This is a genomic window from Microbacterium sp. GbtcB4 (assembly GCF_019091465.1).
Classification (GTDB): domain Bacteria; phylum Actinomycetota; class Actinomycetes; order Actinomycetales; family Microbacteriaceae; genus Microbacterium; species Microbacterium paraoxydans.
Genome location: NZ_JAGXJJ010000001.1, coordinates 281729 through 306024 on the forward strand (window position 1 = coordinate 281729; position 24296 = coordinate 306024).

21 protein-coding genes are annotated in these 24296 nt (G+C 71.0%); 6 read left to right on the forward strand and 15 right to left on the reverse strand.

From position 1 onward, the window contains the following. Positions 1–51: 51 nt before the first annotated feature. From KVS71_RS01295 to KVS71_RS01330, 8 genes are all read right to left on the reverse strand, one after another. The gene (locus KVS71_RS01295; RefSeq protein WP_217583065.1) at positions 52–2205 is read right to left on the reverse strand and encodes a peptidase C14; all 2154 of its coding nucleotides are present in this window, start codon (positions 2203–2205) and stop codon (positions 52–54) included. 104 nt (positions 2206–2309) lie between these two features. Beyond that, positions 2310–3236, reverse strand: a complete 927-nt coding sequence (locus tag KVS71_RS01300; protein WP_217583066.1) for a GNAT family N-acetyltransferase — start codon at positions 3234–3236, stop codon at positions 2310–2312. Next, on the reverse strand, positions 3233–4246 hold the full coding sequence (locus KVS71_RS01305) for a hydroxyacid dehydrogenase (protein WP_217583068.1): 1014 nt from the start codon (positions 4244–4246) through the stop codon (positions 3233–3235). Before KVS71_RS01305 ends, KVS71_RS01300 begins: the two co-directional genes overlap by 4 nt. Beyond that, positions 4243–5328: a dihydrodipicolinate synthase family protein gene (locus tag KVS71_RS01310; protein ID WP_217583076.1), complete on the reverse strand. Its 1086-nt coding sequence runs from the start codon at positions 5326–5328 to the stop codon at positions 4243–4245. Before KVS71_RS01310 ends, KVS71_RS01305 begins: the two co-directional genes overlap by 4 nt. Further along, positions 5328–6362, reverse strand: a complete 1035-nt coding sequence (locus KVS71_RS01315; protein ID WP_217583078.1) for an epimerase — start codon at positions 6360–6362, stop codon at positions 5328–5330. The genes KVS71_RS01310 and KVS71_RS01315 overlap by 1 nt, the downstream gene beginning before the upstream one ends. 21 nt (positions 6363–6383) lie before the next feature. Beyond that, on the reverse strand, positions 6384–7289 hold the full coding sequence (locus tag KVS71_RS01320; RefSeq protein WP_060923532.1) for a carbohydrate ABC transporter permease: 906 nt from the start codon (positions 7287–7289) through the stop codon (positions 6384–6386). Beyond that, the gene (locus KVS71_RS01325; protein ID WP_060923533.1) at positions 7286–8191 is read right to left on the reverse strand and encodes a carbohydrate ABC transporter permease; all 906 of its coding nucleotides are present in this window, start codon (positions 8189–8191) and stop codon (positions 7286–7288) included. The genes KVS71_RS01320 and KVS71_RS01325 overlap by 4 nt, the downstream gene beginning before the upstream one ends. Before the next feature lie 65 nt (positions 8192–8256). Continuing rightward, the gene (locus tag KVS71_RS01330; RefSeq protein ID WP_144881556.1) at positions 8257–9498 is read right to left on the reverse strand and encodes an ABC transporter substrate-binding protein; all 1242 of its coding nucleotides are present in this window, start codon (positions 9496–9498) and stop codon (positions 8257–8259) included. Between the two features lie 186 nt (positions 9499–9684). Between KVS71_RS01330 and KVS71_RS01335 the strand changes: the two genes are divergently transcribed. The 5 genes from KVS71_RS01335 to corA all read left to right on the forward strand — a co-directional run bounded on the left by KVS71_RS01335 (position 9685) and on the right by corA (position 15435). Further along, positions 9685–10854: an ROK family transcriptional regulator gene (locus KVS71_RS01335; protein ID WP_217583086.1), complete on the forward strand. Its 1170-nt coding sequence runs from the start codon at positions 9685–9687 to the stop codon at positions 10852–10854. Beyond that, positions 10851–11870: a Gfo/Idh/MocA family protein gene (locus KVS71_RS01340; protein ID WP_060922749.1), complete on the forward strand. Its 1020-nt coding sequence runs from the start codon at positions 10851–10853 to the stop codon at positions 11868–11870. Before KVS71_RS01335 ends, KVS71_RS01340 begins: the two co-directional genes overlap by 4 nt. Further along, on the forward strand, positions 11867–12889 hold the full coding sequence (locus KVS71_RS01345) for a Gfo/Idh/MocA family protein (RefSeq protein WP_217583088.1): 1023 nt from the start codon (positions 11867–11869) through the stop codon (positions 12887–12889). The genes KVS71_RS01340 and KVS71_RS01345 overlap by 4 nt, the downstream gene beginning before the upstream one ends. A 457-nt stretch (positions 12890–13346) precedes the next feature. Further along, positions 13347–14141 (forward strand): SDR family oxidoreductase, encoded by a 795-nt coding sequence (locus tag KVS71_RS01350; protein WP_217583090.1) that lies wholly within the window; start codon positions 13347–13349, stop codon positions 14139–14141. Positions 14142–14433: 292 nt separating this feature from the next. Further along, positions 14434–15435: a magnesium/cobalt transporter CorA gene (corA, locus tag KVS71_RS01355; RefSeq protein WP_025104158.1), complete on the forward strand. Its 1002-nt coding sequence runs from the start codon at positions 14434–14436 to the stop codon at positions 15433–15435. Between the two features lie 69 nt (positions 15436–15504). Here the strand turns inward: corA and KVS71_RS01360 are convergent, their stop codons facing one another. After that, positions 15505–17688 (reverse strand): S8 family serine peptidase, encoded by a 2184-nt coding sequence (locus tag KVS71_RS01360; RefSeq protein WP_217583092.1) that lies wholly within the window; start codon positions 17686–17688, stop codon positions 15505–15507. A 152-nt stretch (positions 17689–17840) separates the two neighbouring features. On the opposite strand from KVS71_RS01360, the gene KVS71_RS01365 reads away from it, so the two are divergent. Next, positions 17841–18368, forward strand: a complete 528-nt coding sequence (locus tag KVS71_RS01365) for a hypothetical protein (RefSeq protein ID WP_060922753.1) — start codon at positions 17841–17843, stop codon at positions 18366–18368. A gap of 88 nt (positions 18369–18456) precedes the next feature. Here the strand turns inward: KVS71_RS01365 and KVS71_RS01370 are convergent, their stop codons facing one another. The 6 genes from KVS71_RS01370 to wecB form a co-directional block, all read right to left on the reverse strand. Continuing rightward, complete coding sequence (locus KVS71_RS01370; RefSeq protein ID WP_060922754.1) at positions 18457–20199, reverse strand: DUF11 domain-containing protein; 1743 nt, start codon at positions 20197–20199, stop codon at positions 18457–18459. A gap of 34 nt (positions 20200–20233) precedes the next feature. After that, complete coding sequence (locus KVS71_RS01375; protein WP_217583094.1) at positions 20234–20905, reverse strand: hypothetical protein; 672 nt, start codon at positions 20903–20905, stop codon at positions 20234–20236. Between the two features lie 77 nt (positions 20906–20982). After that, positions 20983–21576, reverse strand: a complete 594-nt coding sequence (locus KVS71_RS01380; protein ID WP_217583096.1) for an exosortase/archaeosortase family protein — start codon at positions 21574–21576, stop codon at positions 20983–20985. Further along, positions 21576–22934: a glycosyltransferase family 2 protein gene (locus KVS71_RS01385; protein WP_060922757.1), complete on the reverse strand. Its 1359-nt coding sequence runs from the start codon at positions 22932–22934 to the stop codon at positions 21576–21578. Before KVS71_RS01385 ends, KVS71_RS01380 begins: the two co-directional genes overlap by 1 nt. After that, a complete protein-coding gene (locus KVS71_RS01390; protein ID WP_217583098.1) occupies positions 22934–23158 on the reverse strand; it encodes an LPXTG cell wall anchor domain-containing protein in 225 nt (74 codons plus the stop codon). Before KVS71_RS01390 ends, KVS71_RS01385 begins: the two co-directional genes overlap by 1 nt. Further along, positions 23158–24255: a non-hydrolyzing UDP-N-acetylglucosamine 2-epimerase gene (gene wecB / locus KVS71_RS01395; RefSeq protein WP_254635341.1), complete on the reverse strand. Its 1098-nt coding sequence runs from the start codon at positions 24253–24255 to the stop codon at positions 23158–23160. Before wecB ends, KVS71_RS01390 begins: the two co-directional genes overlap by 1 nt. Positions 24256–24296 lie beyond the last annotated feature (41 nt).

The window sequence follows — 24296 nt, forward strand, 5'->3', positions numbered from 1 at the left end:
GCCGGGGAGGCGGCGGGTCGCGCCGCAGCTCCGAAGTCGTGCCCGGGAGGATCAGCCGACGACGAGGTTGGCGGTGTCGACGACGCGGTCGCCCTCGGCGGGGAACGCCGTACGGGTGACGCCGGCCTCCACGTTGCCGGTGTGCAGCAGCGTCGAGCCTGTGCCGAAGGCGTCGTCGCGGAGCTCCAGGGCGCCGCCCTCGAAGCGGTTGCCGACCGCGCGGTAGTGGGTCGCGCCGCTCGTCACGGCGACGTGCGTGGTCGCCCCCTCGGCCCGGAAGGTGCTGTCGCCGAGCGTCAGGTGCAGCTCGCCCGCGCCCGACCGCGACACCGTCGTCCCACCCTTCGCCGACACCTCGGAGCCCGCGATCTCGACGACCTGACGGTCCTTCGAGGCCGCCGCGATGCGGGCGTTGCGGAGCGTCGAGCCTTCGATGCGCAGCTTGCCCGTCGCGGAGGCGATGGGGGCGGCGTCGTCCGCCGCGGTGAGGGTCGAGCCACGGAAGGTGACCGCACCCGGCCCGTTGATCTTCATGCCGCCCACGCGGTCGAGCACCGTGTCGACGAAGGTCACCGGCGTCTTCACCGTCGCGTTGGTGAGCTCGCCCGGAGCGACGAACGTGAAGTGCGAGTCGGCGATCACGGTCGGGCGGGTGGAGTTGTCGGACGCCTGGGTGATGATGAGCGTGTCCGACGCGGTGCAGCCCCGCAGCTGCGCGCCGTCCGCGTTGATCCACAGCATTCCTGAACCGGACAGCGAGGGCTTGCCGATCACCTGCACGTCCTCCAGCGTCAGGTCGGTGATGCGCACCCGCGCGACGAACCATGAGCACACGTGCTTGCGGACGGTGATGCGCTTGGCGGCCGAGCCCCACGCGGCGCCCGAGTTGGCGAACGTCATGAGGCCGGAGTTGCCCGTGTAGGTGAGGTCGTGCTCGTACTGGCCGTGCGTGACGAAGGGACCCTGGTCGTCGCCGTCGCCGTGGCAGTTCTCCACGAGGCAGTAGGCGCTCGCGGTGAAGTCGTTGAGGTGCCGGGCGTTCGCGGTGTGGCAGTTGGCGACGTAGCCGTACAGGCAGTAGATCTGCTGCGTCAGGTAGCCGGCGCCGCCCCAGGTGACGGAGGTCGGGTTCTTCAGCGTGCAGCTCTCCGTGGTGAAGTACGTGTTCCACCGGCGCTGGATCAGCGGCCAGAAGGTCGCCGTGCCGTCGATGTGGTCGACGTCGCAGCGCACCGCGTACTCGAAGGCCAGCGGGTGCGACCCCGTGTACTCGTCCGTCCCCTTGCCGAGGAACTTCAGGTTCGACACCGTCACGTCCTGCACCGGCTTCACGTGCCGCCAGGTCATCGTGCGGTCCTTGCCGAGCGGCCAGCCGTTCTTGTAGTTCACGCGGATGTGCCGACCGTCGACGATCTGGGTCACCTGCACCAGCCGCTGCAGCTCGCGCTCCCAGCGGCCCGACAGCGCGTTGACCTCGGCGGCGTACCACTCTCCGACCGCGAAGAACGACGAGTCGGCGACGGGGAAGATGTCGGCGAGGTCGGGCACGTCCTCGCCGAGCTTCGCCTCCTGCACCGCGTCGGTCACCTCGCCGCGGAAGAACATGACGGCCGCGAAGGGGTCGTCCTTCCCGGCGTTCTCGATACCCTCGGTCGTCATCAGGTGGTTCCCGAAGTCGAAGGCGATGTTCGACCGGGAGAACTTGTGGCGGCGGACGAAGTTGAGGTCCGTGTGCGCCTCCACGCGTCGCACCCGGGCGTCGCCCACCATCGCATCGAGCGCGTCGTCCGCGGGCGCGGAGGCGTCCATGATGCCGAACTTCCGGAAGTCGACCGTGCCGTCGTGCACGAGCACCCAGGCTCCGCCCTTCGGCCCCGCGAGCACCGTGCCGCCGTTCGCCGTGGGGGCGTCCTTCTTCACGAAGCGGTAGAGCCCGTCGCCGCCGTCGCCGGGGGTCGCGTAGCCGCTCGTGCGCACGAGGTCGCCCTCCTTGCCTTTGCGCGTCGCGAGGGCGGTGGCGACGCCTCCGTGCGCGACGTTCTTCGAGCCCGACGACTCCTGCGGCACGGCGGGTCCCGCGGCCTGGGCCGCGGCGGGCGCGCCGATCGCGGCGACCCCGCCCAGGGCGGCGGCGCCGAAACCGGCGAGCAGCATCCGTCGACTGCGCATCGCCGCGGTCTCGGTGGTGGTGTCCAGCTGGGTCATGCTCATCCTCCTTGCGGCGTCCTCGCCGCGGTCAGGCGTCCGGCCCTCGGCCGGATCGCGGTCACCGATCAGTCCCCGATCCCCTGCGCTCTCCGAGCGGATGCTCAGAAGTAGTCGCCCGCCGTGAAGTGGCGGATGCCGTCCACCCGGGCCTCCCGGCGAAGCGGGCGGATCATCCCGGTGCGGTCGTCCTGCCGCACGGCCGCGGGAGCGATCGCCCGGACGGCGGCCTCCTCCGCGGCGAGCGCGGGGACGGCCAGCTCGCAGGTGCGGACGCCCGCCGCGGCCCAGTCCGCGGCCACGGCCTCCAGCAGGGTGTGTCGCACCGCGGCCGGATCGGCCACGGTGGGATCGGTCGCGCTCTCGTGCAGCAGCCCGATGCCATCGCGCACCTCCGCCACCGCGTAGCCGACCGTCGCCTCCGCCTCGGCGAGCCGATACAGCGTCGCGCCCCGCAGCCGCACCTCCGCCATCGTCCAGTCGCGGTCGCCGCGCACCGGAGCGAGCACGACCACACCGGTGCGGGAGCGCTCGTAGACCTCGCGCAGCGGGCCGAGGACACCGAGTCCCACGCACTCGCGCGCGATCGAGGCGGGCTCCGGGGCCGTCGCCGACGCCGCCCACGGCCCGGCGAAAGCACGAGGCATCGAGAAGGTCGTGAAGCCGCTCGACCGGTACACGTCGGGGGTTCCGGTGAACAGCAGGGCCCAGTCGGCGTCACCCGCCGCGTCCAGGGTGGCGGCCACGAGCCGGCGGGCCAGGCCCCGACCGCGAGCCCGCTCGGCGACCGCCACACTGCCGATCGCGTGCACCCGCGCCACACCGCCGTCCGATTCCCGCAGGCGCTTCGGCAGTCCGAAGATCGACCCGCACACGCCCTCGTCGTCTTCCGCGACGAGCGTGTGGCTCAGCCGCTCGTCGTCCACGAGCCACTGGTCCGGCGCGAGGGGCGGTGTGAAGGCGGCCGCCCACAGTGCCGCGAGGGCGGGCTGGTCCTCCGCCCGCGCCGACCGCACGACCACGGCGCTCATGCCATCGAGGAGAGCTGGGCGCGGTCGACGGCGTGTGCGAGCGGCCGCCCCGCAGCGAAGGCGTCGAGCTCGTCGGCGACGATCCGCCCCTGCCGCAGTCGGCCCTCCCTGGTCCCGGCCGCGCGGTGCGGAGTGAGCAGCACGCGCGGTGCCGAGCGGAAGGGGCTCTCCGCGGGGAGGGGCTCCTCGTCGAACACGTCGATCGCGGCGCTCAACCGGCCGCGCCGGAGCTCGGCGAGCAGGGCGGCCTCGTCGACGAGCCAGGAGCGCGCCGTGTTCACCAGGCCCGCGCCGTCCGGCATCAGGGCGAGTTCGCGCGCGCCGATCAGGTGATGCGTCTCGGGCAGGGTCGGGGCATGCACCGCGACGATCTGCGCGCGACGGAGCGCCTCGTCGAGCGTCACGAGCTCCGCCCCGAGGGACGCCGCCTCCGCGGCCTCCAGGGTCGGGTCGACGAGCAGCGGCTGTGCGCCGAGCGCCCGGAGGAGCTCGAGGTACGCCCGCCCGGTCCGGGAGGCGCCGATGACCGCGATGGGCGCGCCGAGGATCTCGTGCTGCAGCCCGACGGCCTCCGCGTCCCACCAGCCGCTCCCGGCGCGCAGCGCGTCGTGCATCTCGGGCACCCGGTGCAGCAGCGCGAGCGTGAAGGTCAGCGACACCTCCGCCACCGACCGGGCCATCCCCGCCCCGGCCTGCGTCACCCGCACGCCGCGGTCGAACAGCTCGTCGGTCGCGAAGGGCTTGATCGTGGCCCCGGTGTGCGCGACGAGCTCCAGCTTCGGAAGGGTGGCGAGCACCGCGTGGTCGAAAGGACCCACGCCCCAGCTCGTCACCACGACGCGCGCCTCGTCGAGCACCGCGTCCGCGAGCCGGTCCACCCGCACGAACGTCCCGCCGAGCCGCGCCGCGACGGCCTCCAAGCGCGCCGCGTCCTCGGGCGAGAAGAACTCCGCGAACAGCTCGGCGGAGACGACCGCGACCACGCTCGGAGCGCCCGTGCCGGCGGTCATCGCAGCCAGGCCTCGAGGTTCTCGGCGATGAACGCGTCGTCGTTGAGCTCCGGATACGCCTGCCGGACGCGGGCGATCTCCTCCGCCTGTCCCGGCGAGAGGCCCTCGGCCGGGTCGAGGCACCAGATGCCTTCGAGAAGCCCCTGCTGGCGGAGCATCTCGTGCACCCCGGCGATGACGCCGTGGAAGTCGTTGCCCGGGTCGAACACGGCCTGGTTCACGTCCACCATGTCCGAGGCACGGCGTCCCACCTCACGGTAGGCCTCCGCGTCTCCCGCCAGGGCGCGATGCACCCGCTCCAGCAGCGCGACCGCCGCGTGCGTGCCGACCGCCCACTGGCCGAGCAGCCCGCCGACGAACCGGAGGGTGCGCCGCCCGGACGGGGAGTCCACGTGGAACTCGGAGAGCAGGTCGGCGACGATCGCGTCGTCGTTGCCCGTGTACAGCGCGATCTCGTCGGCGCGGCCCGAGGCGGCCACGCCCCGTACGAGCTCCAGCGTGCGATAGCGGTCGAAGGGAGCGGCCTTCACCGCGACGACGGAGGGGATCGCGGCGAACTCCCGCCAGAACTCGCGGTCGAGCACGGGTCCGCCGATCGCGGTCTGCAGGTAGAAGCCGACCAGCGGCAGCACCTCGCCGACGGCGCGGGCGCGGTCGAGCAGGGCACGCTCGTCCGCACCCGCGACGCGGGGACTCACCAGCACGGCGTCGTAGCCGAGGGAGCGGGCGAGCTCCGCTTCGGCGACCGCCTGGGCCGTGTCGCCGGCCACGCCGGCGATGCGCACGAGGGTCGCGTCGCCGCGGGCGTCCATCTCCTCCGCGGCCAGCGCGAGCACCGGCTCGAAGAGCGCGTGCTCCGGGTCGCGGATCTCGAACTGCGTCGTGTGCACGCCGACGGCGAGGCCGCCGGCCCCGGCGTCGAGGTAGTAGCGGGAGAGCGCCCGCTGCCGCCGCTCGTCGAGCGTGCGCGCGGCGGTGAGGGCGAGCGGATGGGCCGGGATTACAGCCCCGCGGGCGAGGGTCGCGGCGGCCTCAGGGCGCAGCGATGGCACGGTCGCCGTCCGCGCAGCGGCGTCGGTCATCAGAACTTCCCGTCCCGTACGGCCCACTTGGTGGGCTTGGCGATCATCGGCAGCCCGTCGCGGATCCAGCCGGCCTGCATGCGGATGAGCTCCTCAGCGGAGACGGACGGGTAGCCGAACAGGGCCATGCAGCGGCGGGCGTCGCTGAGCAGCGCGGTCGGCTGCGGCTCGTCGACGATCTCGACCTCCCGCTCGAACAGCTCGCCGAAGCGGTGGGCGATCGAGGAGACGCTGAGCAGCTCCGGACCGGTGAGGTTGATCACGAAGGGGGCGGTCGAGGCATGCACGAGGCTGCGCAGCACGACCTCGTTCGCGTAGCCCTGCCAGATCACGTTGACGTTGGCGGTGGCGACCGAGACCGGCTCCCCCGCGTGCACGGCGCTGCCGATGTCGGCGAGCACCCCGTAGCGGAGGTCGACGGCGTAGTTCAGGCGGATGATCGCGACCTTGGTGCCGCGCTCCTGCGCCCCGAACTCGAACACGCGCTCCCGACCGAGGCAGGACTGCGCGTACTCGCCGATCGGCGCGGGCGTGGTCTCCTCGGCGGCACCGCCCGAGGTGGCAGGGACGAACGGGTACACGTTCCCGGTGGAGAGCACCGAGATCGCACTGTCGCGGTATCGGCGGGCGATGCGGTCGGGAAGAGCCGCGTTGACCTCCCACGCCCAGGAGGCGTTGGTCGCGGCACCGAACTTCGCGCCCACCATGAACACCACGTTCGGGGCGTCGGGGAGACCGGCGAGGTCGTCGTTCTCGATGAGGTCGAACGGCACGACGCGGACCCCCGCGGCCTCCAGGCGCTCGCGGATGGCGGCGTCGCCGAAGCGGGAGACCGCGTAGACGGCGTCGTCCGTGCGGCCGGCGGCGTCCAGGCCGCGCCGGGCGAGCATCGCCAGGGTCGGTCCCATCTTGCCGCCGGCGCCGAGGATCACGAGGTCTCCGGAACCCTGGGCGAGGTCGGCCACGAGCCCGTCGCTCGGGGTGGCCAGCGCCTCCTCGAGCTCGGCCTCGGAGGCGAATGCGTACTGCGTCATTGTCGTGCGGTTCCCTTCTTCTCAGCCCTTGATCCCGGTGCCGGTGACGCCCTCCTGCACGTACCGCTGAGCGATGAGGTACGCGAGGAAGATCGGCAGCAGCGCCACGACGGAGCCGGCGAGCATGGTGCTGAGCGGCACATCCTGCTGCTGCAGCGACGAGATGCCCACGGTGAGGGTGAACATCGAGTTGGACTTGGCGATGATGAGCGGCCAGAGGAAGTCGTTCCAGTGCCAGAGGAAGACGAAGATCCCGAGCGTCGCGAGGATCGGCTTGCACAGCGGCAGCACGATCCGCAGGAAAATGCGGAACTCGCCGGCCCCGTCGATGCGGGCGGCCTCGAAGAGCTCGTCGGGAAGGCCCTGGATGAACTGGCGCATGAGGAAGACGGCCTGCGCGTTCGCGAGCGTCGGCAGGATGAGACCCCAGTAGGTGTCGATGCCGCCGAGGTTCGCCATGAGGATGAACGTCGGGATCAGCGTCACGTGGAACGGCACCATGACCATCGCCAGGAACGACCAGAACATGACCTCCTTGCCGCGGAAGCGCTTCTTGGCAAAGGCGTACCCGGCGAGCGCGGAGAGGAACAGCACCGCCACGACCGACACGAGCGAGTAGACGAGCGTGTTGAACAGCCAGACGAGGATGTTCTGCCCGGCGAGCACCTGCTCGTACGCCTCGAACGAGATGTCGTTCCAGGGGAGCAGCGAGCCGGGGAGCTCGACGAGCATGCCCGGCTTCAGGCTCAGCACGACCATGGCGTAGAAGGGGAAGAAGCTGAGGATGCCGGCGAGGCTCAGCCAGATCCAGCGGACGGCGATGCCCCAGCCGGTCGGCTCGAGCGCGCGGAACGAACGGCGCTTCCGCGCGGCGGGACGCGTCGCGGGCGGCGTCGTCTGCGTCGGCGGCTGCAGGAGGGCGGTCATTTCTGCTTTCCGATCACGAGGCGCTGGATGAGGGCGACCACGAGGGTCATGACGAACAGGGCCACGCCCACCGCGGCCGCGTAGCCGTAGTCGAAGTAGCGGAAGCCCTGGTCGTAGAGCATGTAGACGAGCGAGTAGCTCGCGTTCGCCGGCCCGCCCTGGGTCATCACGTAGATGACGTCGAAGACCTGGAAGGCGGCCGTCGTCTCGATCACCGCGAGGAAGAAGAACGTCGGGCGCAGGTGCGGGAGGATGATCCAGCGGAAACGCTGCCAGGCGTTCGCGCCGTCGACCAGCGCCGCCTCCTCCAGCTCGCGCGGCACGTCCTGCAGGGCGGCGATGAGGATCATCATCCCGTAGCCGAACCGGGACCAGACGCCCACGACGACGATCGCGGGGATCACGAGCACGGTGCTGCCGAGCCAGGAGCCGCCGAGACCGAGCGGGGCCATCAGCGCGGACCACGGGCCGTTGGCGGAGAAGATCCAGACGAAGATCGAGCCGGCCAGCACGAGCGAGGTGATGACGGGGAGGAAGAAGATCGAGCGGAAGAACCGGGCGCCGCGGAAGGCGCGGCGCACGCCGAGGGCCATGATCGTCGACAGCACGAGCGCGATCGGCACCGCGAAGACCGTGTAGATGAGGGTGGTCCCCAGCGCCCGCCAGAACAGCGGGTCGGCGACGAGGCGCTGGAAGTGGTCGAGGCCGCGCCAGGCGATCTCGCCGGAGATGTCGTAGTCGAAGAAGCTCAGCGCCACACCCGCGATGCTCGGGCCGAAGCGGAAGGCGATGAACAGCAGGAAGGCGGGGAGCACGAACAGGAACGCGACGCGCGCTTCCCGTCGGGCGAGCACCCGGGCGACCCGTCCTGCGGGCTTCGGCGCCGTGGTGGCCGTCGTCATTGTCGATTCCTCACGTGGGGGGCGGGGGAGGGGGCGTGCGGCGGGTACCCGCACGCCCCCGGGTGTCACTTCTGCAGCAGCGGGGCTGCGGCGGCCGCGGCGTCCTTCAGGGCGTCGGCCGGGGACTTCTGGCCCAGCAGGGCGGCCTGAATCTCCGGCGAGAGCACGCCCATGAGCGCACGGGAGCTGGCGTCGAGCTCGCCCACCGTGGTGTCCGGGACGTACTTCTCGACCTCGCCGAGGAGCGGGTCGTCGGCGTACAGCGGCTCGGTGGTGCTGAGCGCGGAGAAGTAGCCGGCGGCCTTGAGATACGGCTCGACGACGTCGGCGCCGGTCGCGAACTCGGCGAACGCGGCTGCGGCCTCGGGGGCCTTCGAGCCCTTGAGCACGGACAGCGAGCCGACGGTGCCGTAGGCCACGGACTCCTTGTCGGTCAGCGGCGCGAGGACCTTGACGTTCTCCTCGCCCCAGAACGGCGCGACCTCGGTCACGGCGTTGTTCCAGGTGCAGGCGACCTTGCCCTGGGCGATGGCGGTCTGCTCCAGCGGGACGTTGGTGGTGAGAGCCTCCGGGTCGAGCGCGCCCTCCTCGGCCAGGTCGGTCAGGAAGGTGAGGGCCTCTTCACCGGCCTTGCTGTCGAAGCCGACCTCGCCGTCCTCGGTGTAGACCTCGCCGCCGGCCTGCCACAGCAGCGGGTAGTAGGTGAGGTTGAGGGTGTTCTCGGCCGACGCCGGGTAGTTGAGGGCGTACATGCCCTTGTCGACGAAGGCCGGGGCCATCTCGGCGATGTCGTCCCACGTCTCCGGGTACTCGGTCACCCCGGCGGCCTCGAACGCGGCCGCGTTGCAGATCAGCGGCTGCGCGCTGGTGAGGATCGGGGCACCGAGGATGTCGCCGCCGAGCGTGACCGACTCCTTGACGTTGGGGAGCAGGTCGCCCTGGCGCTCCTCGCTGAGCAGGTCGTTCAGCGGGGCGATCGACTTCTGGTACGCCGCGAGCTGGTCGGGGATGAGGTAGACGACGTCCGGTCCCTTGCCGGCGGCGATCGCCGTCTGCAGGGCCTCGTCACGGTTCGCCCACGGGAAGATCTCGTACTTCACGTTGACGTTCTCGTTCTCCTTCTCGAACGCCTCGATGGTCGAGTCCCAGAAGTCCTTGTGCACCGCCTCGTCGGCGATGACGGGGTAGAGCCAGACCGTGATGTCCTGCTCGCCCTCTGCGGTGTTGCCTCCGCCGGCCGAACATCCGGCCAACAGGGTGGCGGCCGCGACTCCCGCGACGACGCCGGTGATCTTGCTGACGCGCATGGTGCTCCTTTGCGTAAACCGTGCTGAGTACGGTTCATTATGACATTGGCTTTGGATAATTCGTCAAGCACAAGTTCTCAGAGCCTTGTTTCAGCCGTGTTTCTCGGCCGTGAACAACAATCCCCGATCTGAGAATCGGGTGTGCTAATTTGATCGCACCAATGGCGGAGACGAAGGAGGGACCCGATGGGCGCGACCAGTCCGCTCTCGATCGTGGCGCGGTCCGCACTCCGGCTGCGCGACGCCGGACCGGCGACGGTCAGCGACCTCTCGCGGTCGCTCGAGGTCTCCCGCACCTCCGTCGAGAACGCCGTGGCAGTGCTCTCCGACTCCGGCCTCCTCATCGACGCCCCGGCGCAGGTCGGCGGAGGCGCCGGTCGGCCCGCCCGCCGCTACTCCTTCCACGCCGCCGCCGGCGTGGTGGTGGGCGTGGACATCGGCGTCGCGAGCGTGCGCGTCGTCGTCGCGGACCTCGCGGGCGTGGTCATCGCCCAGCGGGCGTTCCCCGGCGTCGCGGAGCAACCAGACGGCCCGGCCAAGCTCGCCGCCGTGATCGACGACGTCCGGGACACGCTCGCCCCGCTCTCGCTGCCGCGGACCGGCTTGCGGGCGATCGGCGTCTCCCTGCCCGGCATCGTCGACGACGACGGACGGGTCACCACCTCGGTCGTCATCCCGGAGTGGTCCGGCATCGACATCGGGTCGCAGCTGCGCCAGGCGTTCGGCTGCCCCGTGGCGGTCGACAACGGTGTGCGGCTCGCGGCCGTTGCGGAACATCACCTCGGCGTCGCGCAGCTCGTCGACGATGTCATCTACCTGTCGGTCGGCAACCGCATCGCCATGGGCCTCATCCTCGGCGGCCGTCCGCGGCGCGGCATCCACAACGCGGCGGGAGACATCGGCCGCCTCGCGTTCCGGGGCCTGAACACCGAGACCGGGCAGATCTCGTGGCGCACCGCCCCGACCGCCGCCGAAGTGTTCGCCCTGGCGCGCAGCGGGGAGCAGGCCGCCCGGCAGGAGCTCGACGGGTTCATCGACGAACTCGCCCACGGGATCGCGACGCTGATCATGACGGTCGACCCCGCCATGGTGGTGATCGGCGGCGGACTCTCGGCCGCGCACGAGCAGCTGCTCGACCCCCTGCGCGCCGCCCTGCCCGGCCACCTCGGACTGCCGTTCCAGGTGCCCGTCGCGGAGGCACGGCTGGGTGCGGAAGCAGCCGCCCACGGCGCCGTCGTGCACGCGTTCCAGCGGCATCCGGGCGACATCTACGGCATCGACGACATGCCCGCCCCACCGATCACCCCCCTGCCGCACGACCCCGCGGCCGGCGACGACCCCGAGGAGAAGCAGTGAGCACGTTGAAGGTCGGACTCATCGGCGCGGGCGGGATCTCCCGCGTGCACGCCGACGCCTGGCGGGCGCTCGGCGTGCAGGGCTTCGTCACCTCGAAGGAGGGCGCGGAGGAGATCGCCGCCGAGTACGGCTTCGAGGTCGTGGCCGACGTCGACGCGCTCCTGGAGCAGGTCGACGTCGTCGACATCGTCACGCCGAGCAGCACCCACGCCGACTTCGCCCTTCGGGCCATCGCCCGGGGGATCGACGTGATCTGCGAGAAGCCGCTCGCCGCGACCGCGGAGGCCGCCGCCGAGGTGACCGCCGCCGCAGCCGCCGCGGGAGTACGGCTGTTCCCCGCCCACGTCGTGCGCTACATGGGGGAGTACGCCCGGATCAAGGCCGGCATCGACGCCGGGCAGATCGGCACCCCTGCCGTGCAGCGCTTCCGTCGCCTCGGCGCCGCACCCCAGGCCCCCTGGTTCTTCTCGGAGCGGGCGGGCGGCGGCGTCATCCGCGACCTCATGATCCACGACATCGATCAGGCGCTGTGGTTCGCCGGGCCGGTCGACAGCGTCTACGCGGTGCAGAACCCGCCGACGGTCGACGACCGCGTTCCGGCCCCGGTCACGGCGCATGTCGTGCTCACCCACCGCAACGGGGTCATCAGCCACGTGCACGCGAGCTGGGTGCAGCCCGGCATGCCGTTCCGCACCAGCGTCGAGGTCGCCGGATCCGAGGGGCGCCTGCGCTACGACAGCGCCGAGGACCACACGCTGCGCACCGACGCCGTGCTCGTCGAGGGCGCGACCGACTACCTCCCGCCGATGTCACCCGAGGAGAGTCCGTACTACGCGGAGATCGCCGACTTCGTGGCCGCCATCGCGGAGGGACGCGATGCCGCCGTCACCCCGGAGGACGGCATCCAGGCGGTCGCGGTCGCCGAGGCCGCCTACGCCTCGATCGCCTCCGGAGCCCCGGTCGCCCTCCCCGCTTCGTCCCCCGCCGTCGCCGTCGCCGAGGAGGCCACCCGATGACCGCTCCCCGCCCGCTGCGGATCGCCGTGCTGTCCTTCGCGCACACGCACGCCCTCAGCTACGTGCACGCGCTGCAGCAGATGCCCGGTGTCGAGCTGATCGCCGCCGACCCCGACGGCGCCTCCGCCCCGGACGACGCTCCGCGCGGTGCCGCCCTGGCCGCGGAGCTCGGGGTCGCGTACGTCGAGACCTACGACGAGGCCTTCGCGTGGGGCCCGGACGCGGTCGTGGTGGCCGCCGAGAACTCCCGTCACCGCGCCCTCGTCGAGCAGGCCGCCGCGGCCGGCGTGCACGTGCTGTGCGAGAAGCCGCTGGCGACGACCGTCGAGGACGCGATCGCGATGCGCGACGCCTGCGACCGGGCGGGCGTGCTACTCATGGTGGCGTACCCGGTGCGCTTCTCCCCCGCGGTGCGCGACGCCGTCGCCGAGCTGCGCAGCGGACGCCTCGGGAAGATCCTCGGCGTCACCGGCATCAACAACGGCAAGCTCCCGCAGGACCGGGCCTGGTTCACCGATCCCGCGCTCGCCGGCGGCGGTGCCCTGGTCGACCACGTCGTGCATTGCGCCGACCTCCTCGACGAGCTCCTGGGTGAGCGGGCGCAGACCGTCCGCGCGGTGTCGAACAGCATCCTGCACGGGGAGCGCGACCTCGCGGTCGAGACCGGGGGCCTCGTGACGATCCAGTACCCGAGCGGGGTGATCGCCACGATCGACTGCTCGTGGAGCTGGCCGCTGAGCTCGCCGACCTGGGGCGGCCTCACCCTCGAGGTCGTGGCCGAGCGCGGGACCGTGACCGTGAGCCCCTTCGCGAAGGGCGTGGCCGGACACGATGCCCACGGCGAGACCTGGACCCCGGTCGGGGCCGACCTCGACGCCCTGCTGCTCGAGGAGTTCGTGCGGGCCGTGCGCGCGGGCCGTCAGCCCCAGCCCGACGCCGGTGTCGGCATCCGCACCGTCGAGATCGTGAAGGCCGCGCAGGAGTCCGCGTCCCGCGCCGGCACCCCCATCCCCCTCTAGCCCCCGCACCTCGCCCACCTCGCGGGATCACATCTGCACCTCCCCGGCCCAACCCCGGCACGTTTCCCGTCCCGCATCCTCCTCCGCGCCGCGAGTTCCCACCTCGCGGGATCGAAAACGCTCCCGGGTCCGCCTCCTCGGGAACCTTTCCCGTCCCGCACGGGCGTCCCCGATCTGGGCTGCGCTCCGTCCGTTCCCTCCCCCGTCTCCGTCCGCCCCGCCCACCGCGCGGGATCACACCTGCACCTCCCCAGCCGTTACCCGGCACCTTTCCCGTCCCGCATCCTCCTCCGCGCCGCGAGTTCCCACCTCGCGGGATCGAAAACGCTCCCCGCTCCGGCTCCTCGGGAACCTTTCCCGTCCCGCACGGGCGTCCCCGGCGGGCGGGGAGCGGGCGGGCATGAATCCGGCGCGGCGGGCGTTGCACCGGAGGCCGCAGCGACACGGAGGAGACATCATGCGCATCGACCTCGCCGGGAAGACGGCCCTCGTCACGGGTTCGACCCAGGGCATCGGACTCGCCATCGCCACGACTCTGGCCGATGCGGGAGCGCGGGTCGCCGTCAACGGTCGGAACCCCGAGACCGTGTCGTCGGTCATCGCCGCGCTGCAGGAGGAGAACCCGGACCGGAACCTCCTCGCCGCGCCGGGCGACGTCACCACGGAAGACGGCGCCGCCCGCGTGCTCGCCGCCACCGGAGACGTCGACATCCTCGTCAACAACCTCGGCATCTTCGGGGCCACCCCCGCGCTCGACATCTCCGACGACAAGTGGCGCCGGTACTTCGACGTGAACGTGCTCGCCGCCGTCCGGCTCATCCGCGCGACCCTGCCCGGCATGAAGGAGCGCGGCTGGGGTCGGGTGCTCGACATCGCCAGCGACTCCGCGGTCGTGATCCCGGCGGAGATGATCCACTACGGGATGTCGAAGACCGCGCTGCTCGCCGTCTCCCGGGGGTTCGCGAAGGAGGCAGCCGGCACGGGTGTGACGGTGAACTCGGTGCTCGCGGGCCCGACCCACACCGGCGGCGTGGAGGACTTCGTGTACTCGCTCGTGGATCCGCAGCTGCCGTGGGAGGAGGCCCAGCGCGAGTTCATGCGCGTGCACCGCCCCCAGTCCCTGCTGCAGCGGCTCATCGAACCGGAGGAGATCGCGAACATGGTCGCGTACCTCGCGTCCCCGCTCGCCTCGGCGACGACGGGCGCCGCCGTCCGCGTCGATGGCGGCTACATCGACGCGATCGTCCCCTGACCCCTTCGAATCGCGCACTTGGCGGCATCTGCGGCCGGAATGGGGCCATTCGGGCGATTCGAAACGGAGGAGTAAGCTGGCCCCGGAGAAGCACGGAAAGGCGGTGATGGCGATGTCCGACGATAGTAACGACGCCGCCCTCGCTGCGTCGCGCTTCCCGGCACCCACGCGTTGAGCTCCTGCTCCGCGTCCGTGCCACTCGCCTCGCAGTCATCGGCGGCGTCTCCCGCCCCCTGACGAATCCGCACGCGAGACAAGCGTCTGCGTGCGCCCGCGAGAACGGAGCCGCATCATGGCGCTCATCGACAACGGCGTGTACGTCCACGGACGTCGCGTGGAGACCCCGAAGAACCTGGACGAGACCTACCGGATGCTGGACGCCGCCGGCGGGATCGCGTGGATCGGCCTGTACCGACCGAGTCCGGAAGAGGTCGCGTCCGTCGCCCGCGAGTTCGATCTGCATCCGCTCGCCGTCGAGGATGCGCTCTCGGGGCATCAGCGCTCCAAGGTGGAGCGCTACGGCGACACGCTCTTCGCCGTGCTGCGCCCCGCCCGTTACCGCGACAAGGAGGAGTCGATCGAGTTCGGTGAGCTGCACCTGTTCATCGGCCCCGACTTCGTGGTGACGATCCGCCACGCGGAGTCGCCGAACCTCGCCGCGGTCCGCCGCCGGATGGAGGCCAACCCGGAGCTGCTCGCGATGGGACCGGAGGCGGTCTTCTACGCGATCCTCGACGAGGTCGTGGACGAGTACGAGCCCGTCGTGGCGGGCCTGGAGAACGACATCGACGAGATCGAGGACCAGCTCTTCGGCGACAGCGACGACGACGCCCTCTCCCGCCGCATCTACGAACTCTCCCGCGAGGTCATCAACTTCCAGCGCGCGGTGCACCCGCTGAGCGGCATGCTGGAGTGGCTGCGCCGCGGATCGGAGAAGTACCGGATCGACGAGGAGCTGCAGCGCTCCCTCCGCGACGTGCTCGACCACACGATCCGCGTGAACGAGCGCGTCGACTCGTTCCGCGCGATCCTGGAGAACGCCCTGACGGTGCAGTCGGCGCTGGTCGCCCGGCGGCACTCGGAGGCGGGTCTGGCTCAGAACGACGAGATCAAGAAGATCTCCTCGTGGGCGGCCATCATCTTCGCGCCCACGCTCGTCGGCACGGTCTACGGCATGAACTTCGACGTGATGCCCGAGCTGCACTGGGCGTTCGGGTATCCGATGGCGATCGGGGCGATGGCCGCGTTCGCGGTCGGGCTCTATGGGGTGTTCAAGTACAAGAGGTGGCTCTGACACGCAGGCCGTCACGCCGGTTCAGGCCACCGCTTCCGGAAAGCGCCTGAACCGGCGTGCCCGCCTGTCTCATCGAACAGCGATCACGGGGAAGGCCGGCTCGTCGCCGGAGGTCGCGGGGATCCGCAGCTGGGCCTTCTCCGCGGATTCCAGCGTGAGGGTCCATCGCAGCCCGCGGGCGGTCCGCTCGACCTCGCCCACCGTCGGCACCGGGACCTCGACGTCCTCGAAAGCCGTCAGATCGATGTCGACGACCGCCCGTCCGCCCGCCGCCCCGGCGTTGGCGAGGTCGAGGAGGATGAGCGTGTCGTGCGTGGCCCCGGGCTGCGGGGAGAGCTCGACCGAGTAGCCGATCGCCGACTTCGTGTGCACCGAGAACCGCACGGGCGCCGTGAGGGCCGAGGTGTCGCCGCCGACGATCGTCCTGGCCACGACCTCATACGTCCCCTGCGTCAGCGGTGCGTCCACGGTCCAGGTGCCGTCGTCGCGCACGGTCACGAACCGCAGGAACGGCGTGAGCTCCCCGTCGCGGACGTCCACGCGGACGCGCGATCCCGGGACGCCGGTACCCGAGATGGTCGTCGTGGTCGCGGTGATCGTGGCCCCGGCCTTCGGGGTGAGGATGGTCGGCGTGGCCGGGGAGGTGCGAATGACGATGGGAGCCCTGGCCTCGCCGGCGATCAGGGTGCTCGGCCCGGCCGGAGCATCCGCGGGGACGGGGAACACGGTCGCGAACCGTCCCTGCGCATCGGTCTGCACCGGCATGGTGGCGGTGCCCACGCGGAGCTCCACGGTGCTCCGCGGCGGATGCCCGCTCCCGGTCACCCGGAAGGGCTGCCCGGTGAGCGCCACGCGGGAGTAGACCCCGACAGCGGGGACGGAGGTGCCGATGTCGGCATCCATGAGTCCGGCGCCCACCCGATCCGGTCCCTCGTCGGCGACGCCGTCGGCCGTGGCCCTGATGCGACGCGTGACCTCGTCGGGAGTGAGCGTCGGGTCGGCGGCGAGCATGCGAGCGGCGAGCCCCGCGACGTGCGGCGAGGCCATGGACGTACCGGGGAACAGGGCGTAGATCGAGCCGTCGTCCTGGCGGGTCACCGCGGACCAGACGACTCCCGGGGCGGTGACGGTCACCTTGCCTGCGCCGTAGTTGGAGAATCCGGCCATGACGACGGCGCCGCTGGTCTCGTCCTGATCCGCGGCGACGACGGAGATCACGTCCGGCAGTCCGGCCGGGGCCTTCAGGCAGGAGGAGTCGACGGCGCGCGGCTCCGGGGCCCCGTCGTCCGGGCTGAGGACGTCGGTGGTCATGGTGGCGAGGTCCTGGCTCTCGTTCCCCACGGCGGCGACGTTGACGACGCCCTGCTCGTGCGCATAGGCGTACGTGCGGCGGAGGGCTTCCAGCGCGGCGGACTGCGTGTCCTCGCCGGCGCACCAGACGTACCAGGGGTCGACGTAGTAGCTGTGGTTCACGACGGGGATGTCGTGTCGGACCGCCCACATCGTCGCGCAGATGCTGGCTTCGGGGTAGATGTGCCCGGTCTGGTTGTCGACCTTGATGGCGGCAACGCGCGCATCCGGGGCGATGCCGCGGACGCCTGAGCCGTTCGCGGCGCCGGCGATGCTCCCTGCCACATGGGTCCCGTGGGCACCGACGAGCCCCGCGCCCGGCTGCCACGCGGCAGGCCGGGTGTCCGGAACGCCGTTGACCCCGCACCCGACGGAGAGCGCGGGGTCGATGCGGTCGGCGAGGTCGGGATGCCCGGCGTCGATGCCGTTGTCCGCGACCCCCACGACGACGCCTGCGCCGCCCGGGGTCGTCGCGCCGACGGCGACGGTGTCCCACGCGGTGCCCTCGGCGGGCATGGCCTCCGGCTCCTCGGTGACCCCGGCTGCCGATACCGCCGGCTCGGGAAGGCGATCCGGCGTGGTCGACGTGCGGGTGGGGCCGACGGACTGCACCCACGGCTGAGCGCGGAGCTGCGCCGCGAACTCCCCCTCGGGCGCCCGGACGACGGTGACCCCGATCTCCGGGTATGAGATCAGCAGCGTCCCTCCCGCGTCGGCGATGGCCGCGCGCAGCGTCTCGTCGCTCGCCGCACCGGGGGCGGTGTTCACGACCCAGTTCAGGGCGGGGGCGTCGGGGGCGACCTCCGCCGCCGCCGCCGGAAGCGCGGATGACGGGATCGCCAAGGCGAGAACGGCGCCGACGGCGAGCGCGACGCCGATGCAACGGGAGAGGGGACGGGTCACAGCAGCCTGCCTTTCGAATGCGGCCGGGGGCCGTCGAGTCGGGATGGTCCGGTGAACAAGAGGCGGAGGGGGCGGATCGATTACGCGCGTCCGAGATTCCGGTCGCGGAAGAACCAGGGCCCACGGCGGGCGAGATGCGCGAGACTGGAAGCATGGCGCTCGATCTCCTCCTGTCCCGCATCGTCGAGAGCGGTCTGCTCGAAGACCCCGTGTCCGAGAACGGTCTCGTCTACGGCCGGGCGAGCCTGGATGCCGCCGGCACCGTCGTGAACGTGAACGTCGACCCCGAGCTGGAGGGCGACGAGACCGCGGAGGACCTGGATCCGGACGAGCTCGTCGCGGCCATCGCGCGCGTGCTCTCGATGAGCGAGAAGCGCTGGCGGGCGATCGTCGAGGAGGTCGCGCTCGACATCGAGGACGCGGTGCAGGACGAGCCCGTCGTCGAACAGATCGACCTGCGGGACGACCTCGAGGCCACGTCGGTGGTCGTGTTCGCGGACGCCGTGCTGCTGGCGTTCGTCGCCCCCAAGCAGTTCCCGGAGTCGCGCATCCTGGTGCAGCTCGATGAGGAGCTCGAGGTCGACGGCATCGAGGTGCGCGAGCCCGACGGCACCGAGGTCATCGACGTCGACACGCTCGACGAGCTGATGGACCTCATCAGTCGCGCCGACCGCGACTGACTCACTCACACGCGGAAACAGGCGAACGCGCGAGCACAGGCCACCCCCAGAAGAGGGGCCTGCACCCGCGCGTCCGCCTGAGTGCCGGCTAGCGCGCGCTGCCGTAGTAGGTGACGTTCGGGAAGGCGAAGCCGTCGCCGTTCCCGTTCCAGACACCGGTGAAGGTGATCACGACCGTCTCACCGGAGGCGAGGGGTCCCTTCCAGTCGATGCTGTCGCCGCTCACGGTGACGGTGCCGCGGTTGGCCGTCACGCTCGACGGGTTCCAGCTGGAATCGTCGAGGATGCCGGCCAGCGTGTACGCGATCTCCGCGTTCGCCGAGTCGACATTGCCGTTGTTGCCGAACTCCATCCGATACGTCACGGCCTGACCCGGCGTCGGGTCGGTCGGGTTCGAGTTGAACGTGTACTGGAAGAACTCGCGCTTGACGGTGTCGGTGTCGGTCGCGCAGACGTTCGCCGCGTTCCCGGCGACCGCGCAGGCCTGGTTGGTCAGCGCCCCGGGAGGAGCCGACTGGTTGACCTTCGCGTTCACCTTCAGCGTGACCGACTGCCCGGGCGCCAGCGTGCCGAGGTTGGCGGTCACGTTGCGCCCGGAGGCGCTCACCGTCACTCCCGACGGGCCGCTGCCCGAGACGAAGTCGAGACCGGCCGGGAGCGGGTCGCTGACCACGACGTTCGTGGCTGCGCCGTCTCCGGTGTTCCGCACGACGATGTCGTACGTGAGGTCCTGGCCGAGCTTCACATCACCCTGGCCGTCGTCCTTGCTGATGGTCAGCACCGGCGTCGTCTTCTTGGTGATGGTGGTGTCGTCCCAGTCGCACGCCTGGTTCGTGGAGGTCGCCACGGCGCACGCGTTGTTGCGCAGGTTCCCGATCGGCGTCGCATCGCCGACGGTGGCCTTCACGGTGATCGTCGAGGACGCTCCGGGAGCGAGCGACGGGATGGTCCCCTGGACGCGCTGCCCGCTGACCGAGACCGTCCCGGTCGTGCCGGCGGTGTACGCGGCGGTGATCCCGGTGAGCCCGGCCGGCAGGTCATCGCTGACGACGACGTTGCTCGCCGCACCGGTGCCGGTGTTGCGCACCACGATGTCGTACGAGAGCTGGTCGCCGATCACGGCCGTGTCGCGGTGGTCGTTCTTGTCCACCGTCAGCGCGGGCGCCGTGGGCTTGTCCACGTCGATGTCGATGCTGTGCAGGTCGCTCGGCACCTTCGTCCACGTCGGCACGAGCCCGAGGAACGCGCCCTTCGAGCGCATGCTGAGCTGGAACTCGACCTTCGAGACCGTGCCGTTGACCTGGACCGTGCCGGTCTTGGCGGCGAAGGAGGTCGAGGTGATCGTGTTCGACGTCACATCGAGGTTCCCGCTCACGGTGCTCAGGCTCACGCCGGAGGTCTTCAGCGTGTACTTCGCCGACGACTGCACCACGCCGCCGATGGAGTAGACGTCGCCGCCGAGGTTCGCGAGGGTGATCTTCGGGTTCGTGACCTGCTGGCCGAAGTCGATCACGACGTTCCCGCGGACGCACTCGATGCCGTTCTTGCAGGGGAACCCCTCGTTGAGACCGATGACGTTGAGGCCGAGCTCTCCGCCGTCGCGGACCGTGGCGAGGTTGACGACGTCGCCGGAGCCCTTGATCTGCACCTTGTCGGTGGTCGTGATGCGGGCCGTCGCGCCGGCGGCCGACGCGGTACGGGTGTCTCCCGATCCGCTCCAGCCGTTGACGTCGGCCGCCGAGGCGGCGGGGGCACCCGCGAGGGCGCCCGCCGCCAGAGCGGTGAGCACCCCCACGGTCAGCGCACCCCGAAGAAAGGATGTCTTCTTCACAGGTCTCTCGTCCTCCGTCTCTGTCCGGCGCCCGTCACCGGTTCGCCGAGGGACGACGGCGCAGCGCGAACGCGCCCGCGGCTCCGACGGCGATCACACCGGCTCCGGCCAGCCCGACGGCCGGATCGGCCACCGGTACCGGGGGACGCTCGGCGAAGGTGTGGCCGTAGTTGTAGGTGAAGCGGTGGTCGTCGGTGAAGACGCCGCCGGTGTAGAGCACCTTGGCGCTGTTGGTGATCTGCGGACCCCAGTAGTCGGCGTCGACGGTGAACGTCGCCATCGGGGTCACGATGCTGGTGCCTCCGTCGTGCGTGACGTTGAAGGTCCAGACGACGTTGCCGCCGACGAGCTGACCGCCGCTGGTCGCCGATGCGAAGGTCGTGTGCGCCGGCACGGGCAGGATCACCTTGTAGACGCCGTCGATCTGCTCGTCGTTGACGAGCTGCACGATGGCGCCCTCCTTGATCTCCGATCCCGGCGTCACGCCCGTCGCAGCCGTCTGGGTGGCTCGACCCAGGTAGCCGCGGGTCGAGGCCTGGCCGTCGACGTCTTCCGTGCTGCGGACCAAGGAGACCCCGCCGCTCGACGTGGTGCTCGGGGAGTCCGGCTCGTCGGCGGCCATGGCCCCCTGCGCGCCGAGGAGCGAGCCCCCGACGATCAGAAGGCCGGCACCGGCGCTGCACGCGGTCTTGAGGATGCTCTTCATGATGAAGCCTCTTTCTTGATGTGGACACGACGAGCAGAGTGCTTCGCCGCGAATGAGACGGAGGGGGCGACGGTCGATTACGTCCGGGGACGACGAGTATTCCGGCGCTGAGGGGCACGGACTCCGATGATCAGGAGCATGACGACGAGTCCGACGACGTAGCCGAGCACGCCGACGAGCGACCCCACGAAGACATGGCTCACCTTGTACCCGGGATCGAGACCCCAGGTCTGGGTGGCCCAACCGATCAGCACGAGCCGCAGCATGTTGACCGCGAAGACGATGCCCCACATCGCCGCGAGCCCGCTGAAGAGCCGGCTCCACCGCACGCGGGTGAAGGCGAGGATGACCGCGGCGACCACGGTGAGGGGGAGGCCAATCAGGAGCGCCGTGCACTCGACCGTGATCTGCAGGGCGATCAGGTCTCCGGTCGGGGTCCAGACGAGGTAGTGCTCGCCGATCGCTGCACGCTGTCCCTCGACGAACGGCGAGAGCAACCACGTCGCGACGACCGCCTCGATGGCGCGGAAGGAGGTGTTGACCGCCAGGAGCGCTCCCCCCGCGGCGAGCATCAGCAGCGCCACGACCACGCGCGCGGCACGGTTCGGCGGCGACACCCGATCCAGTCGGCGAGCGCGGAGGGCGGGCAGGGTTTCGGTGACGGCGGTCATCAGGCCTCCACGGCGACGGATCCGTTGACGACGACGTGGGCCTCCGCATTGCGGCGTGTCTTGGCCCATCCGTTCTTGCCCCGGACGATGCGCAGGAACGCCCGCGCGATGCAGATGTACATGTAGTAGACGTAGAGCCACACTCCGAGCCCCCACCCCAGCGCCGTCAGCCAGCTCGCCTGGGGTTCGCAGCGGATCTTGTAGACGAACCCCCAGACGGCGAACGGGGCGACGGAGAAGGCGAACAGCAGTCCGAGGACGCCGAGGGTGTCGCCGAGCGCGACCTGGAAGAGCTCCGGCTGCTGCACCCAGTACCCGACCTGGGCCCCGAAGAGGATGAGGAACGAGAGTCCGCCGAGCATCTGGAGGAACGGCAGCACGAGGTAGTACACCGTCTCGATGACCCCGGCGTTGTCGACGTACGGCGACTTCACCACCTCGCGGATGTACTTGACGCACTGGATGTTCCCCTGCGCCCACCGGGTGCGCTGCGTGAGCAGGCGACGGATCGACGGAAGCGCCTCCTGGTTCACGTGCGTGTCGTAGACGTGGCGGACCTGGTAGCCCGCCAGCACGACGTGCACGCCCAGCTCGTAGTCCTCGAGCAGGGCGCCGTGCCACGGTTCGCCGAACGTGTCGCCGATCGCGTCGAGCACGGAGAGCCGGGTGAACTGCCCGTTGCCTCCCAGCCCGACCGTCCCCGTCTTGGCCCGCAGCGACTGCATCGCGGCGATCGTGGTGCGGAACTCGAGATCCTGCATCCGCAGCAGGAACCGCGCGAACATGTTGGCGAACCGACCACTGTGCGGGTACGGCTTCGGGTCGTCGCGATTCTTCATCCACACCGCGATCTGCGCCGCCCCCACGCTCTCGTCGCCGAAGATGTCGTCGGCCGCGCAGATCTCGAGGGCGTTGGGCTCCATCTCGCCGTCCGCGTCGATGACGACGACGACGATCCGATCATGGTCGGCGTCGGCGGGGAGCCAGCCGAGGAGCTGATGGTAGGCGGCGTTGAGGGCGTCGCCCTTGCCGGTCCGCGCCTGGGGTCGCCGCCGCTGGACGAGATGCACGTGCTCGTCGGCGTCGGCCCAGCGGGTGACGATCGCCGCCGTGGCATCCTCGCTGTCGTCGTCGATCACCCAGACGTGGGCCCCGGGGAAGTCCCGCCGCGCCCGCGACACGGTGGTGTCGATGACCGCCTCCTCGTCCCGACACGGGATGAAGAAGTGCCATTCGAAGTGCGCGGGATCCCCGGGAACGGTCTTCGGATAGCGCAGATAGGGGATGAGGATGAACAGGACATACGTGACGAACGCGACGCCGAGCAGGACCGTGAACGCGTTGAGCACCGGGAACATCAGGGAGTCCTCCCCCGCACGGGATCCTCTTCCGGCGCGACGGATCGGCGGATCGGGCCAGGAGCCGGCGACGATCGCCGCAGCAGGCGGGTGCGCAGGAGCAGTCCCGCCCCCACGGTCACCGCGATCCCCGCCGCCATGACCACGGTGGTCGTGGATTCCGGCCCGGTGGCGGCAAGGGCGCCGACCGTGGCGAGCGGGGTGGTCAGGGCGTTGCTGTACATCAGGACTCCTCGGTGCGGGGCGGGGCGACGGTGGAGCGGATATGCGCCGCGATGCGCGCAGTGGCCTGGCCGTCACCGAAGGGCGACGGCACGGTGGCGAGTCGGGCGAGGGTCGGCTCCACCGCATCCAGCAGGGTGGCGGCCGCAGCGGCGAGCTCCTGCGGTGAGACCAGCCGCGTGAAGGAGCCCAGCGCCTCGGGGCGCTCGGTCGAGTCCCGGACGACGAGGACGGGGCGCCCGATCACCGTCGCCTCCTCCTGGATACCTCCGGAGTCGGAGACCAGCAGGGCGGCATGCGCGGCGAGCGCGAGGAACCGCTCGTAGGGAAGCGGCTCCTCGGCGATCAGCGCGTCCAGGAGATGCGTGGCGTCCAGCGTGGTGAGCATCGCCCTGGTGCGTGGGTGCACCGGGAACACGACGGGCCACCCCGATGCCGCGATGGCATTGAACGCACGGAGCGTGGCCAGGAGGTTCTCCGGCGTGTCCACGTTCTCCTGGCGGTGCAGGGTCGCGAGGACGTAGCCGGCGCGAGTCAGTCCGAGCTCGGCGAGCACCTCGGCATCGCCGTCCGCCCCGGCGCGCTGCGCACGCACCGCCTCCACCACCGGGTTGCCGGTGACCAGGATGCGGGCATCGTCGATGCCCTCGGCGAGGAGGTTGGCGCGGTTCGCCTCGGTCGCCGCGAACAGGTCGTCGGCGATGTGGTCGACCATCACCCTGTTGTGCTCCTCGGGCATCCGGCGATCGTTCGCCCGGAGTCCTGCCTCCACGTGCCCGAGGCGGACTCCGGCGGCGTTCGCGGCCAGAGCGGCGGCGAACGTCGCGTTCGTGTCCCCCTGGACCACGACGTACCGCGGCTCGAAGCGCGTGACGGCATCGGCGATCTGCTCGGCGGCGCGCCCGATCTGAGCGGCCCGCGGGAGACCTCCGACGTGCAGCTGGAGGTCGACCCGCTCGATCCCGCAGGCCCGGAGGAACACCCGGGACATCCCCGGGTCATAGTGCTGACCGGTATGGACGACGAAGGCGGCGTCTCCCAGTTCCCGGACGAGGGGGGCGAGTTTGATGATCTCGGGACGGGTCCCGAAGACGATCATGACGGAGCCTTTCGGCAGCGGAACGGACGAAGTGGACTGTG